The sequence below is a fragment of the Acinetobacter sp. AKBS16 genome (genome assembly GCF_002899995.1).
GTDB classification, from domain to species: Bacteria; Pseudomonadota; Gammaproteobacteria; order Pseudomonadales; family Moraxellaceae; genus Acinetobacter; species Acinetobacter baumannii.
On sequence record NZ_POYH01000075.1, the window covers coordinates 9,747 to 23,471 of the forward strand.

The 13,725-nt window shown below is 35.5% G+C and carries 11 protein-coding genes and 1 pseudogene; 8 read left to right on the plus strand and 4 right to left on the minus strand.

Annotated elements, in window-relative coordinates; all coding sequences use genetic code 11:
• Nucleotides 1-3: 3 nt before the first annotated feature.
• Together C1642_RS13300 and C1642_RS13305 are read right to left on the minus strand one after the other, a co-directional pair.
• Nucleotides 4-681: an HAD family hydrolase gene (locus C1642_RS13300; protein ID WP_000756789.1), complete on the minus strand. Its 678-nt coding sequence runs from the start codon at nucleotides 679-681 to the stop codon at nucleotides 4-6.
• Nucleotides 682-839: 158 nt separating this feature from the next.
• Nucleotides 840-2,087, minus strand: a complete 1,248-nt coding sequence (locus C1642_RS13305; RefSeq protein WP_103236426.1) for a serine hydrolase — start codon at nucleotides 2,085-2,087, stop codon at nucleotides 840-842.
• A gap of 710 nt (nucleotides 2,088-2,797) precedes the next feature.
• Between C1642_RS13305 and C1642_RS13315 the strand changes: the two genes are divergently transcribed.
• Nucleotides 2,798-3,352, plus strand: coding sequence for a TetR/AcrR family transcriptional regulator (locus C1642_RS13315; protein WP_001133227.1), 555 nt, complete (start codon nucleotides 2,798-2,800; stop codon nucleotides 3,350-3,352).
• Between the two features lie 73 nt (nucleotides 3,353-3,425).
• Here the strand turns inward: C1642_RS13315 and C1642_RS13320 are convergent, their stop codons facing one another.
• Nucleotides 3,426-5,663 carry a TonB-dependent receptor gene (locus tag C1642_RS13320; RefSeq protein ID WP_103236427.1) on the minus strand — a complete coding sequence of 746 codons (2,238 nt, stop codon included), beginning with the start codon at nucleotides 5,661-5,663 and terminating at the stop codon, nucleotides 3,426-3,428.
• A 451-nt stretch (nucleotides 5,664-6,114) separates the two neighbouring features.
• Between C1642_RS13320 and C1642_RS13325 the strand changes: the two genes are divergently transcribed.
• The 5 genes from C1642_RS13325 to C1642_RS13345 all read left to right on the plus strand — a co-directional run bounded on the left by C1642_RS13325 (nucleotide 6,115) and on the right by C1642_RS13345 (nucleotide 9,811).
• The gene (locus tag C1642_RS13325) at nucleotides 6,115-7,350 is read left to right on the plus strand and encodes a mechanosensitive ion channel family protein (RefSeq protein ID WP_000345328.1); all 1,236 of its coding nucleotides are present in this window, start codon (nucleotides 6,115-6,117) and stop codon (nucleotides 7,348-7,350) included.
• A gap of 298 nt (nucleotides 7,351-7,648) precedes the next feature.
• Nucleotides 7,649-7,900 carry a hypothetical protein gene (locus C1642_RS13330; RefSeq protein WP_032060489.1) on the plus strand — a complete coding sequence of 84 codons (252 nt, stop codon included), beginning with the start codon at nucleotides 7,649-7,651 and terminating at the stop codon, nucleotides 7,898-7,900.
• Nucleotides 7,901-8,312: 412 nt separating this feature from the next.
• Nucleotides 8,313-8,783, plus strand: coding sequence for a hypothetical protein (locus C1642_RS13335; protein ID WP_001123841.1), 471 nt, complete (start codon nucleotides 8,313-8,315; stop codon nucleotides 8,781-8,783).
• A gap of 188 nt (nucleotides 8,784-8,971) precedes the next feature.
• The gene (locus tag C1642_RS13340; protein WP_000650375.1) at nucleotides 8,972-9,253 is read left to right on the plus strand and encodes a hypothetical protein; all 282 of its coding nucleotides are present in this window, start codon (nucleotides 8,972-8,974) and stop codon (nucleotides 9,251-9,253) included.
• 174 nt (nucleotides 9,254-9,427) lie between these two features.
• The gene (locus tag C1642_RS13345; protein WP_000825559.1) at nucleotides 9,428-9,811 is read left to right on the plus strand and encodes a hypothetical protein; all 384 of its coding nucleotides are present in this window, start codon (nucleotides 9,428-9,430) and stop codon (nucleotides 9,809-9,811) included.
• A 32-nt stretch (nucleotides 9,812-9,843) separates the two neighbouring features.
• On the opposite strand, the gene C1642_RS13350 is transcribed toward C1642_RS13345, so the two are convergent.
• The gene (locus tag C1642_RS13350) at nucleotides 9,844-10,350 is read right to left on the minus strand and encodes a GNAT family N-acetyltransferase (protein WP_001019958.1); all 507 of its coding nucleotides are present in this window, start codon (nucleotides 10,348-10,350) and stop codon (nucleotides 9,844-9,846) included.
• A gap of 193 nt (nucleotides 10,351-10,543) precedes the next feature.
• Between C1642_RS13350 and C1642_RS13355 the strand changes: the two genes are divergently transcribed.
• Both C1642_RS13355 and C1642_RS19425 read left to right on the plus strand, forming a co-directional pair.
• Nucleotides 10,544-12,700: a TonB-dependent siderophore receptor gene (locus tag C1642_RS13355; RefSeq protein WP_103236428.1), complete on the plus strand. Its 2,157-nt coding sequence runs from the start codon at nucleotides 10,544-10,546 to the stop codon at nucleotides 12,698-12,700.
• A gap of 305 nt (nucleotides 12,701-13,005) precedes the next feature.
• Nucleotides 13,006-13,725, plus strand: a pseudogene (locus C1642_RS19425) (OmpW family protein); the annotation flags it as partial.

Here is a 13,725-nt window from a genome sequence, read left to right on the forward strand (position 1 = left end):
AGATTAAAAATGAGGCGGATTAATTAACCTTCTAACCGTTTCTTCGAGTTCATCGTAATGATGAATACTTGCATCTGAAAGAGAAGGATGAAGGGTAAGAGTTGGATGAAAATATATTGTTTTCATACCAATTTTTTTGGCACCTTCTATATCTGCTTTGGGATTGTCTCCAATAAAAATACAATCTGATGGCTTACAATCTAGTTGATTGCAAGTGTATAAATAGATTTCAGGATCTGGTTTTCTTAAACCTATAGCTTCAGAAATCACGATAATCGAAAAATAGTCCGTTAATTCTAAAGCATAAAAATTTTTCTCCTGAAAAGGTGTTTTTCCATTGGATACTAAGCCTAATGTGTACCCTTGAGCATGAAGATTTTGAATAGTTTTTGGAGCATTTTCAAATGCTGTAGAGAATTTATTAAAATCATTAATGTAAGATTGCAGCAATTCAGATGTATCATATTTTTTGATATTAAAATCTTTAATTAATTGACTGTAAACAATATCTTTCCAAACGCTTCCGTTATTGTCTAGCTCTATGAATCGGTTAATAAAAGATTTTTTTAGCTCATGGGGTACCAAGTTTAAGTAGCTTACTTGCCAGTTAAGAAATTTTAAAAGTGATTCATTTCGGTTAAGAATAGTTTGATCTAGGTCAAACAAGAGAACTTTTTTCATTTTTAGCATCTTTTATAAATAGATTAATATTTATAGCGAATTTCTATCTATTGTTCAGTTTAATTAAAATACTTTTACGATTATTCTTTGAATAACTCTAAATCAAAATAGCCCATCATAAGGAATTACTAAAAGCCACTCATGATGGGCTTTTGTACTTAAGGATTTATAGAATCAACAGCTTGAAGTATGCCTGTAAATAATATTGCTAGTTTTGATTCGGGTTGTGGCTCATTTCCATTTGCGGTAAATACGGCACACACTTTATGGCCTTTTTGAGTTTTTCCAATTACAGAAAAGTTGATGACGCCGTATTCGGATCCACCTTTGAAACCAATCTTTTGCCAATTTAAATTTTTAAAAAGTGGATTTAAAGAACTGTTCAGAGCAGGAGCATCTTGAACACTTTCAAGCAGAGGACAAATCTCATTGGCTGACATATACCATTCAGCATCTTGCCAAGTAGCCGATTTTCCAATACTACTCACATTCGGTAGCGGTAGTTTGTCTAGCTCAGCGAGTACTTCTAGACGAGTCGACTTTGTTCCTGTTTTAAACTTATTTCTGAGCTTTTCATTACTTGGGTCAATCAGTTGAAATAGCTCTCGTGTGGTCAGCAGAGGAGAATTCCTAGGCGACAACGCTTCTATACGAGGTTTCTTTAATACCTCTATCAAGCTATCTGTTGCTGTATTATCGCTAATTTGTATCATTAACTGCGCAAGAAGTTCGAGATTTACAGGTGTACCAGCAGGCAAGTTTTGTAAAACTCCTGTTGGCAATGAGCGATTCTTTTCTTTTAAAGAAACAATAGTTTCTCTTTTTAATTCGCCTTTTTTTATTGCATCTTCATAAGCTTTTAAAACCAGTAATTTAAAAGTCGAACCGACAGCCATAGGAGTTTTATCGTTTTCTACAACCACAGGCTTGTTATCTACAATAACTAAAAGAGATGTTTTACCGATTGTATTTTCATGTAGACCTTTAACCATTTCGTCTAGGCTTATTGTCTTAAAATGAGGCGCGCTAAACCAAAGAGTACTAATTTGTCCTTGCTCATTTAAGCTAATTGAAACGGGTAATTCTCCTTTTTCGAAATCAATAGTCCCAGAGCCATTTGAAACATTAATACTTTTAAGAGCACCTAAAGAGACTTTTAAATCATCAACAATTTTTTGAATTTGTGTGATGGAAACTTGTCCTAAAAATTGAGGGCTAAATAAAGAAGCTTCTATGGGTTTATCTGCAAAAATTAATGAAAGTGTAGTCGATAAATTATCCATTTTTTGTTCTGTCGCTGCATGAGTATTAGAAATAACTATAGGGGAAACATCCAAAGCCATAACGCCTACAGCAAAAAATAAAGCTCTAGTTACGTACATTTTCTTGGTGAGAAAGTTCTTCATTAAATGTCCTCTTATATTCAGACTCATCTACAGGTTTTTATAAATGGTTTTAAAATAAGCATTCATTTTGGCCCATCAAAACTTATATATCTATATAAATTTCTTCGATTTTATAAACCCTCATTTAATAATGAAGCTAAATTATTTACCCTTACTTTTTAATGATTTATTTTAAAGCAAATAGCATTTTGCGTGCTTGACTGCACGTAACTTGGATAATATCCTTTCCGGACTGGCCTACATTGCCAGTCGGTTTTAGCAGACCGCCTGTAATACCGCATCAGAATTATTCCTTCTGAGGAATAGTCTTGTGTGTAAGCTTCTCGTCTCCTCCTGTAGCGGTAGGACGGGAGTGGGACACCTTTGGGTGTGCTTGTGTATTACCAAGTCTGCTAACCCGCTTCCGTTGCCACCATAATTTTAATGCCTGGCAGAACTCCCAATAGAAGGAGTTGGCTTTGCGCATTCATTATTTCTTGGCTCTCACTGCCAAAAGCTATAACGATACTACTTAAATCATCTTTAAACAGCTTGATGGCCTTTAGGGTTTTCAGGCTTTAGGTTATTACGGCTCAAAAATTTGTATCAATAATAAAACTTGAGATGTGCCAAGCACAGTCTTTACGGCTTTGCTGTGCCTTTTTTCTCCCAAAAAGGGCACAGGCTTTTTTATCTCTACATCCAACAAAAAATTTTATAACGGTAAAACTATGCCAAATTTAGTTCTCCCAACACGTGCCTTATACGTTGTAAATAAAGCGATTGATCTGTTTCATCACCGTGGGTTCCACCTTATTGGGATCGACAGAATAGTGAAAGAATCAGAAATTACGAAAGCCACTTTTTATAATTACTTTCACTCCAAAGAGCGACTTATTGAAATCTGCCTGATGGTGCAAAAAGAAAAGCTCCAAGAACAAGTGGTCGCAATGGTCGAGTATGACTTAAACACTGCCGCAATAGATAAACTCAAAAAGCTTTATTATTTACATACCGATTTAGAAGGGCCGTATTACTTATTATTTAAAGCTATTTTTGAGATTAAAAATAGTTATCCCAACGCCTATCAGACCGCAATGCGCTATAGAACATGGCTCAAAAATGAAATTTACAGTCAGCTTAGAATGCTAAATGCGGATGCTTCTTTTAATGATGCCAAGCTATTTGTATATATGGTGGAGGGCACAATCATTCAGCAACTCGGTAACAACCAAGTGGATGAAAAGGATAAACTATTAGATTATTTTATATCGAAGTTTTCTTAGAACAGCGCTCTATAAGAAACAAAAGCCCCGATAATGGGGCTTTTATAATGTTAGTTACTAACTAAAATCTCAATTACCACTTATGGCTATAAGAAACTTTCAGCGTTGCACCATTTGCCACTAAATGGCTAGTGTTATTACCCGATCTTAATAATTGGCTATAGAGAGGATAGTATTTGCGGTTAAACATGTTTTCTAAACCAATCGTCACAGTGTCTTTTTTGTTAAGCGCAAAGCTACTGATTAAATCTGCTGTTGTATAAGTTTTTACATCATAGCGACCAAAACTATTTATACCGTGTAAACGGTAGTCTTCTGAACCGAAGTAAGTAGCTTGTAGACGATTTGTCCAAGTTTCAGTTGGACTATAAGAAACGTAAGCTGTGAGTTTTAACGGTGGGATACGGAAGCCTGTCATATCTTGTTCAGTACCATTTTGCGGTTTTTCACGGCCTTTCATCCATGTAACACTACCACCAGTTCCCCAAACATTGGCATCGTCCAGATAGTCAAAAGTTGCTTCAACACCAGTGACTTTTTCTTTAGTTCTAGCGAGGACTAAACCATTGTTGAATGATTGTACAGCACCAAGGTCAGAAGTAGAGTGGAAGACCGCTAAGCTTGAAGAAAAATTATTGAAATTTCCTTTCCAGCCCAACTCATAATTATCGACTTTTACAGGTTCTAAGAATGACGAACCAAGGTTAAAACCTTCACCAGCATTACGAATAATTAAACCTACATCAGGTAATTGAAAACCTTGGTTAAACGATGCATAAATTGAATGTTGGTCGTTTGGAGAGAAAGTCACATTAGCATTGTACAACCATGCATCAGCTTTCACTTTTCCGCCCTGAACGGTGTAAGGGTTAGTTTTGCCTAATTGTGATAATGGAACAAAGCTATCAATTTGGGCATAGCTGTCTTCATAACGCGTACCAGCTTCTGCCGACCATTGGTCATTAAAGCGATGCTTTAACTGTAAAAAACCACCAATACTTTGTGTGGTGAGTTCAGGTAAATAAATAAGTTTGCCAATTTTTACAAACTCTAAGCCACCAGATTGGTCATAAATTTTTTGATCAAAAATATCTAAAGGCATTTCGCTTTTTTCGCGGCTAAAGTCACCACCCCAAACCAATGAGGTGTCACCTAAAAACTCAAGTGGTGTAGTCACAGTTAAGCGGCTACCGAGTACATTATTTTCTTGATAGATCTGATCGACTTGTCCACCACGATTTGCATTTTTTCGTGCATCAAATGGTGAAAAACGAGTAAAGAAGTCGCGGTAATAAATTTGGGCATCAACCTTATTGCCAAAAAAGTCTTTATGGTTATAAGTTAAATTGTATATCTGGTTTTCGTTTTTATTTTGGTCTTTTAGCTTTAAGCCTTTAATTGCTTTCGCTGGCACTGTTCCGGCAGGGGCATTCTTCACACTTGGGTCAGATGCATAATCTGAATCTTGCTCGGCATTATAGTAGTTTGCAGCAAACTGGACATATTGGTTGTCATCAATATGGTAACCAAGCTTACCGCCGATGCTATAGCCATCAGAATCATATAAATCACCCTGACTTGGTTCTGGAGCAACACGGTCACCACTTGCATCGTACGGACTACCAATACGTTGGTAACCAAAGTCGAGTGCATAGTCAAAAGCGTTAAAGCTGCCTGTGAAATATTGATGAATATCGCCACTTAAAGCATTAGAACGGAAATTTGTTAAAGGTGTTTGTAGCCCAACGACTGTTTTGGCGGTAGGTTCGCCACCAGCCGCTTTCGTGGTAATTGAAATAATACCGCCAGAAGCGCCACTACCATAAATTGCGTTACTACCGCGAATGACTTCAATGTTAGCAATACTTTCAGGGTCGATAGCTGAAAGACCTCTTGATGTGTCGCGTGTCAGGTTCATTGGAACGCCATCGACCAAGATGAGGGCATTACGGCCCCGTAAAGTTTGACCATAATCGGTAATGGTTCGGCTTGAGTCGGAAAGGCCCGGTACGGCTTTAGCTAAAACAGTTGCAATATTTCCAGATGAACCATTTCTTAAAAGTTCAATTTGTTTTTCATCTAGCTTGGTCACTTGTTTGGCAGATGTAGAAAGTTCATCTGCACGTGAAGCGGTGATTGTAATTGTAGGGAGTGCTTCAGGTTTTTTTTCAGCATCTGTTGTCTCAGAAGGCGAGGCTGCAAAGGCCGAGTTTGAGAGAAAGATGGCTCCACCAAGTGATAGAAGTGGAATGATATTTTTTGCTTCAGACTTCCTAGTAAAAAGTTTATTACTTTTTATCTTATTTCCCATTTTCTCGCCCTGAGAGTGATTGTAAATTCGTCGAATTATAAATGAGAATGATTTTAATTAATAATATTATTAATCTATATAATAGAAGTATTTGTGGCTCTTAAATAAACATAAATAACAAAAGATCTTCTAAGAGAGTTAAGAGTTTTGATTAATTTAATACATTTTAAAAGTCTTAAAACTTGTTCATCTGTAGCATTCTTAAGGAATAAAAATCTCTTTTTATATAGGTACAAAGAGAAACAGTGACTTGAGATCAATATCTTTCCACCTATTCCATACTTGTTAATCTATTTATTGTCTAGTCGAATAGTAGTGATCAGCTTTTATCTAATTTTACGATTGAATATTACTTCCTTGTTGTATTTATGACGACATATGTAAACAAGCCTTAATCTATAACACATGAACACTTTAAAATTATTGAAAATAAAGTTTTAAGGTGTAGGTTTTGGATTTTTTTAATTTTTATCGTGATCTTCAAGCTGAGTTAAGCAACTATCCTTGGCTAGAAATGCTAGTTTCGCTCACACTTTTGATCCTTTTTGCTGCATTAGCAAATTTCATTGCTAAACGAATTATTGTTCGGGGAATACGTCATTTAGTGACTAAAATTAAGTCACTCAACCAGTCAGTTTTTGCCCAGCATAGTGTCATTAAGCGATTTGCCAATATTGTGCCGGCCATTGTTATTATGAATGGTATTACCACCGTTCCGCATTTGTCGGAAAAAGCGGTTGCTTTAGTACAGATGGGCGCACAGGCATTTATTTTTCTCACGATTGCGCTCACCATTAGTGAATTATTAAATATATTTAATTTAATCTATCAGCGTAATCCAAAATCTAGAAACAAGCCGATTAAAGGTTACTTGCAACTCGTTAAACTCATTATTTTTGTTGTTTGCGGATTAATGATTTTGGGTACATTCCTGAAAAAGGATGTATTTACGTTGTTGGCTGGCTTCGGTGCAATGGCAGCCGTATTAATGTTAGTTTTCCAAAATACGATTTTGTCATTGGTCGCGAGTGTACAAATTGCCTCTTATGACATGGTACGTATTGGGGACTGGATTGAAATGCCATCGCTCAATGCTGATGGTGATGTCATTGATATTTCATTGCACACAGTGACCGTTCAAAACTTTGATAAAACATACACCACGATTCCAACCAATAAACTTGTGACAGACACTTTTAAAAACTGGCGTGGTATGAGTAATGCGGGCTGTCGCCGTATGAAGCGTTCTCTTTATATCGATCAAACTAGCGTGCACTTCATGACCGAAGAAGAGCAACAAAAACTCAAAGATTTTTTATTGCTAGATCAATACCTCAATGCCAAGCAATCTGAGATTGACGAATTTAATAAGCATTTAGGTAGTCAGTCACGTTATAACAAAAGACGCTTAACCAATATTGGAACATTTAGAGCATATGTTGAATTCTATTTGCGCCAGCATAAGGGGATTGCTCAAAATCAAACGCTTATTGTTCGCCAACTACAACCAACGAGTGAAGGTTTACCGTTAGAAATCTATGCATTTACCAATACCACTGCATGGGTTTCTTATGAAGCAATTCAGTCCGATATTTTTGATCATCTGATTGCGATTTTGCCTGAGTTTGGCTTAAGAGTGTATCAGGCACCTTCAGGCCATGATTTTCAGAAATTAACAGTAGAATAAACAACTGTTAGCGTGCTATCTATTTTATTTTCAAATAGATAGCATCTTTTTAATAATTTTATACATTAATTTATAACTATTCTTAGAAAATTATTATTAAATAGCTGTATAAGTTGACTTTGAAAGCTACATGCACATTGTAGCTTAAAAGATTTTAAGCAAACTCAATCTAAAACTTGCAGGAGTAAGGCTTAAGTAACAAATTTGACACTTTGAACAAAGAAAATACTAAATGTTTAAGAATAACAAACAATAAAGTTGCTTTACTAAGATTTGTTAGGTGAGTTGGAGTGTTTGAATGGCTACAGCAATTGAGAACAGAGCTAGACAACTTAAAAACGCTAAACGTGGAGGATATGCGCCAACCATTGCCAAAGACGTAAACAAACATAAAGTACAAAAAATAAGGAGAGCTCTAGACGAAGCCCGGCGATATGTGAGTGAACTAAATGACGAAACGGTTATCTTTGACGATCGGGACGCAAGGCAAAAGGCAGAAGGAGCCAAAGCAATTATTGAAATGTTTGAAGCAGCTTTAAGCGGTGCGTGAGCAGTATCAAACTAAAACATAATCATAAAAGACCTTGCTGAAGACACGGTTAACGTTCTAGCCCCTCGACTAGGCAACTTGGTTATTCAGCAAGGCAGTAAAATAAAAATAATTCAAATATTTCTATATTCTATTTTTTACTCAAAAAAACCAAAAAATACCGGTCAAATAATATTATTGATGAGCTTAATTTTTTTAGAAAATTATTACTAACTATAAAAATTTTTCGGATTGAAAATGTGATGGATTTTGCATTTTTATTCATTGCTGTGGTTCGTTATGGAAGTCAGTTTCAGAACACTCTTATAGATTACATTTGGTATTTCAACACTTACATATTGCAATAATATATTCATCATACTTCCCTAAAAGTCTGATCAATCGCGATGGTCAATATAAGAGGGAAGGAAATATGCCAAAATTTCTAATAATTGCCGAGAAGGTTTATAAAAAACTAGAAGAAGATAAATTGTTTTCAGATAACCTGATCGAACAACTAAATAACTTGGTCAGTATTATTCGTAAAGAGATAAAGGGAACTCCCTGTAAACTCAAATACAATTTTATCGATTTTGAAGAATGCCTAAGTAAACCTTTAAGTGAATGCACGATTAAACTCGACATGAGTTTAATGCCTAAATATAAAAATAAAGGTGAATATATTATGTGGCTAGCGAGCTTTATTGAAAGAATCACGGTTGGCGGGCAGCCAAAATTACCACCACTTTCAAGTATTGTGCCAGCCGACTTTAACGCAAAAAAAGAAGCTCAGACGGTAGTTGAAAATAAAAAAGCAGTATCGGAAGAAAATGCAAAGATGATTGTGAATTATTTTAATTCTGAAGAATATCAGAAAAATAATAAAAAAATAAATCTGGTTTAAAGCCATATAAAAGTGTGTGTCCACCGCACTTTTATAATCGCTGGAAAATTTCAGCAACCGCCTTCTGGGGCGGTTTTCTTTTGCCATATACATACTTAAACAATTACATCATAAAAAATTCCATAACTTATCTGTATAGCATGTTAAGTTTTTCTACACATCTATAAAAATTACGGAAGGGTTTAAACATGAAATGTTCATATCAAGATCTAGATGGAAATATAGTCGAATTAACTTGTGAAAGTTATATACATATACCGTCAGGTGCCAGTGGAAACAAATTGGGAATAGATAATAGGGCAGAAGACTTAATACATATCACTGAAGATTTTAGTTTTTTTAAGAAAACAGAGGCAGATTCAATACCACTCTATCGATTCGCTGTAGATGCTAATTACAATGTTTTTAATAGTGATGAGCTACCAGCTTTGGCACAAATTGGAACCGATTGGAAAGTGCTTAATGAATAACTTTGCGATTGTTAGGTAGCCTATAAGCTAATGCTTTAATATTTTGTAAAATTTATCGAATAGTAAATATTTAACTTATCTTAATACAGGTATTATAAATAGCGAACTGAAAATATAGTCTAAATATTTATAGGCAGTTTTAGACTAGATGTTGATTATATAGAGAGAAAGAACATGAAGCGCCTTATTATATTATTTCTATTAGCTTATGCTACAAGCTCCTTTGCTCAAGTGCCATTCGAAGTCAGTAAAAGTTGTTTTGTAGTGAATGGTAGAAATATTACTGAGCCTTGCTTACTTTCTTCTACAAATAACTCGACATCTAACTTTGAAAGATTAACTTTTGCTAATACAAAAGTTTTTATTAAAGAATCAAATATTTGTTCAAATAACGATTCATGTGTTTCTGTAGGAAGTAATTTGTCGAATTTAAAAGATGCGACTATTTATTATCGTGATTTAAAAACTAAAAAAATTATTGAAAAACCGGAAAAAGATTCATGGACCTGTTTTAAGCAACCAATTGATAAATTAGACTTTTGTATTTCTTATAATTAATAAAATCTATTTTTAATAAAGAAAAATCTAAACTATTCTTGGGCATTAAATGCTTCATGGTAGCTTACATCACCTTTAGGAACATAATTTTGAAAACTTAAGGCTTGGAAGTATTCAGGGGGCACACCAGGTAGTTTTAGGTCAGGGTATGCCTTAAAACCAAAGCGACTGTAATACTTTGGATCACCTAATAAAACACAACCTTTTGCGCCTGATTTTTTTAATTTTTCTAAAGAGCTATTCATAAGCAATGATCCAATGCCTTGTCCTTGCTTATTCGGCGCGACAGAAATAGGTCCTAAGCCATACCAATTCTTTTCACCTGATGAAATTTGCACTGGTGAAATTGCCACATGCCCAACAATAGTATTATCTTCAACCGCAACTAAAGACACTGTAAGTTGTTTATGCTTTCTTAAACTATTAACAATAAAGTGTTCAGTATGGCTCGTATGTTCAGCATTTAGAAATGCCGCTTTAGTCAATTCTTCAATTTCTTTAATATCTTCTTCTCGCTCATCGCGAATAAAAATATTCATCTTAAGTTTGATCCGTTTTTCTCAGCTACTCTTTTATTTTTAGAATCAATCGGCTTAGTTAGGCATAAATTTCAATCATAAAAACTTGTATAGGCCATAAATAAAATAAATGAAAGTAATATTGATAATCAGTATCAAATGATAATTATTCTTTGTATTATTCATGTAATTTTTTTAAAGCTACTTAAAGATTATGCAAAGGACTACGAAACACTTTCAAATTAATGCATTAGCACTTGCTATAGCAATGAGCACAATTTCAGCGCATGCAGAGACTGATCAGCAGACTTCGGAATATGGAACTCTTCCTACCATTAAAGTAAAAGCTGGAAGTGGCGAAGAAAATGAAAAAAGTTATATAGCAGGGAAAACAGATACAGCGGTTCCACTGGGTTTATCCGTTCGTGAGATTCCACAATCTGTTTCTGTCATTACTCAACAGCGTTTACAAGACCAGCAATTGTCAACTTTGGTTGAGGTCGCTGAAAATGTTACAGGGGTAAGTGTCAACCGTTATGAAACCAACCGAGGCGGAATCTATTCACGTGGTTTTGTAGTAGATAATTATATTATTGATGGTATTCCCACCACATATAGCTTGCCTTGGTCTTCAGGTGAAATTTTCTCAAGTATGGCCTTATATAATCATATTGATGTAGTTCGAGGGGCAACAGGTCTTACATTTGGTGCTGGAAATCCATCTGCTGCGATTAATATGGTTCGTAAGCGTGCTACGAGTACAGAGCCAACTGCTAACGTAGAAGTGAGTGCAGGGAGTTGGGATAATTACCGTGTTATGGGTGATATTGCCAACTCCCTTAATCAATCAGGGACAGTACGTGGACGAGCAGTGGCCCAATATGAACAAGGCGACAGCTATACCGACTTGTTGTCTAAAGAAAAGCTAACTTTACTGTTAAGTGCTGAAGCAGATTTATCTGAAAATACCCTTTTATCGGGTGGGGTAACTTATCAAGAAGATGATCCGCGTGGACCAATGTGGGGAGGTTTACCTGTCTGGTTTAGTGATGGCACAAAAACGAACTGGTCTAAAAATACCACTACAAGTGCTGACTGGACACGTTGGAATGTTAAATATACCAATCTATTTGCAGATTTAACTCATAAATTTAATGACAACTGGTCAGCTAAACTGTCTTATTCTCATGGTAAGCGTGATGCTAATTCAAAGCTTTTATATGTTTCGGGTAGTGTAGACAAAAATACTGGTCTAGGGCTATCTCCTTATGCATCAGCGTATGACCTTGAGGTAGAGCAAGATAACGCTTCTTTGCAGCTCAATGGTAGTTTTGATTTGTGGGGCTTAGAGCAAAAGGTTGTTTTGGGTTATCAATATTCCAATCAGGACTTTACAGCGTATGCTCGTTCAACTGATACAAAAATGGAAATTGGCAATTTCTTTGAATGGAACGGCAGCATGCCTGAGCCAGTGTGGAATGCACCTACACTCAATGAAAAATATAATATTGAACAAAATGCACTATTCGCTGCGACTTATTTAAATCCGATTGAGCCTCTAAAATTTATTTTAGGTGGGCGTTTTACAAATTATGAAAAGAATATATATGGTCGTAGTTCATCCATAAAATATGACCACGAATTTGTTCCTTATGCAGGTATTATCTATGATTTCAATGATGTCTATACTGCATATGCAAGTTATACCAGTATTTTTCAGCCTCAAGACAATAAAGACTTTGATGGAAACTATTTAGACCCGGTTGAAGGAAACAGTACTGAAGTAGGCTTAAAATCTGCATGGTTTGATGGACGTTTGAATGGTACTTTAGCGCTTTATCATATTAAGCAAGACAATTTAGCTCAGGAAGCAGGACAAGTTACTCGTAACGGGGTAAAAGAAACCTATTATCGGGCAGCAAAAGGTGCGACGAGTGAAGGTTTTGAAGTTGAAGTAAGTGGACAAATCACACCAGACTGGAATATTACAGCAGGTTATAGCCAGTTCTCTGCCAAAGATGCAAATGATGCCGATGTTAATACCCAACTTCCTCGCAAGATGATTCAGACATTTACCACCTATAAATTACCGGGCAAATTAGAAAACATAACCGTGGGTGGCGGGGTAAATTGGCAAAGCAGTACCTATATTAATGCCGAAAATCCCAAAGAAGTTATTGAGAAAGTTGAGCAAGGAGATTATGCACTTGTAAACCTTATGGCTCGTTATCAAATTACAAAAGATTTTTCGGCTCAGCTTAATATTAACAACGTATTTGATAAAAAATATTACGGTGTTTTCCCGGCATATGGCCAAATTACTTTAGGTGCCCCTCGAAATGCGGCGCTAACACTACAATATAAGTTTTAATGAAGTTATTTTTTTAAAGCACCTAAGGGTGCTTTTTTTATAATTCTAAAAAAGAGCTAAGTATCAAAATAGCACTGGTTTTCACCTCTATTTTTTACCATTTGATAAAATTATTTTTAACTAAAATTTTACCGTTCGTCTGCTAATTAAGATAACTAAGTCATCAATTTATATATGAAAATGTGATGGATTTAACTTAAATTTATTTGCTTAAAAATTATACTAATTGATAAAAAATATAACTTGGCTATATTCCAAGAACATATTGCAGAGTTAGCAATATGCATTTCTAGGATGGAATAAAAATGAAAATAAAATTATCGAAAATAGTAATAGCCAGCTCATTATTGATATTTGCAAATATGAGTTATGCAGAGGGAGTAAAACGGTTTTCTGTCTCGGCAGGTTGGTTACATGTAATGCCTCAAGGTAAAGCTAATCCATTTAATATCAATACAAGTGTTAAAAATGGAACAGTTGCTAAAGTTGGAAGCATTTCGCCGACCAGTTTCTTAAACTCCGTTGATCCTAATGCTACAGAGGTAGATGTAGGCGGTGAACCTTTTAATCAAAAAGAGTTTCTTGAACTCGCTTTAAATGATGACTTTTTAAAAGGGCTCTTACTTGATGAAGAAGGCAATATAAAACCTGAGGTAGCAGGTGAGGCAACGATTCAAGGGTTAGAGCAGTGGCATCAAAATGATGCTGGCCTTGAAGTAGATGACACAGACACATTAGGGCTTATGTTTAACTATTACCTCAATGACAATGTGTCTTTACAATTTATTGGAGGCATTCCCCCTAAAGTCGATATTAAAGGTCAAGGCGAAATCTTGGCTCCATTAAGTGGTGTCGCGTTGTCACCACATGAGTTAGTTAAAATTCTTTTTCCGAACGGCATTACCTTAGGTCAAGCGGTCCCGATTACCAATTTAGGCAATAAACCTAAAGCAGCTAGTGTTCGTGCCTGGACACCTGCAATTGAAGCACAATATCAATTTGGGAAGAGTGGGGTGAACAAGTTT

Excerpts from the sequence above, each read along its gene's own strand:
- C1642_RS13305 (WP_103236426.1), bottom strand. The coding sequence starts at position 2,087 with ATGAAGAACTTTCTCACCAAGAAAATGTACGTAACTAGAGCTTTATTT.
- C1642_RS13335 (WP_001123841.1), top strand. The coding sequence starts at position 8,313 with ATGCCAAAATTTCTAATAATTGCCGAGAAGGTTTATAAAAAACTAGAA.
- C1642_RS13355 (WP_103236428.1), top strand. The coding sequence starts at position 10,544 with ATGCAAAGGACTACGAAACACTTTCAAATTAATGCATTAGCACTTGCT.
- C1642_RS13350 (WP_001019958.1), bottom strand. The coding sequence starts at position 10,350 with ATGAATATTTTTATTCGCGATGAGCGAGAAGAAGATATTAAAGAAATT.
- C1642_RS13330 (WP_032060489.1), top strand. The coding sequence starts at position 7,649 with ATGGCTACAGCAATTGAGAACAGAGCTAGACAACTTAAAAACGCTAAA.
- C1642_RS13345 (WP_000825559.1), top strand. The coding sequence starts at position 9,428 with ATGAAGCGCCTTATTATATTATTTCTATTAGCTTATGCTACAAGCTCC.
- C1642_RS13320 (WP_103236427.1), bottom strand. The coding sequence starts at position 5,663 with ATGGGAAATAAGATAAAAAGTAATAAACTTTTTACTAGGAAGTCTGAA.
- C1642_RS13300 (WP_000756789.1), bottom strand. The coding sequence starts at position 681 with ATGAAAAAAGTTCTCTTGTTTGACCTAGATCAAACTATTCTTAACCGA.
- C1642_RS13340 (WP_000650375.1), top strand. The coding sequence starts at position 8,972 with ATGAAATGTTCATATCAAGATCTAGATGGAAATATAGTCGAATTAACT.
- C1642_RS13315 (WP_001133227.1), top strand. The coding sequence starts at position 2,798 with ATGCCAAATTTAGTTCTCCCAACACGTGCCTTATACGTTGTAAATAAA.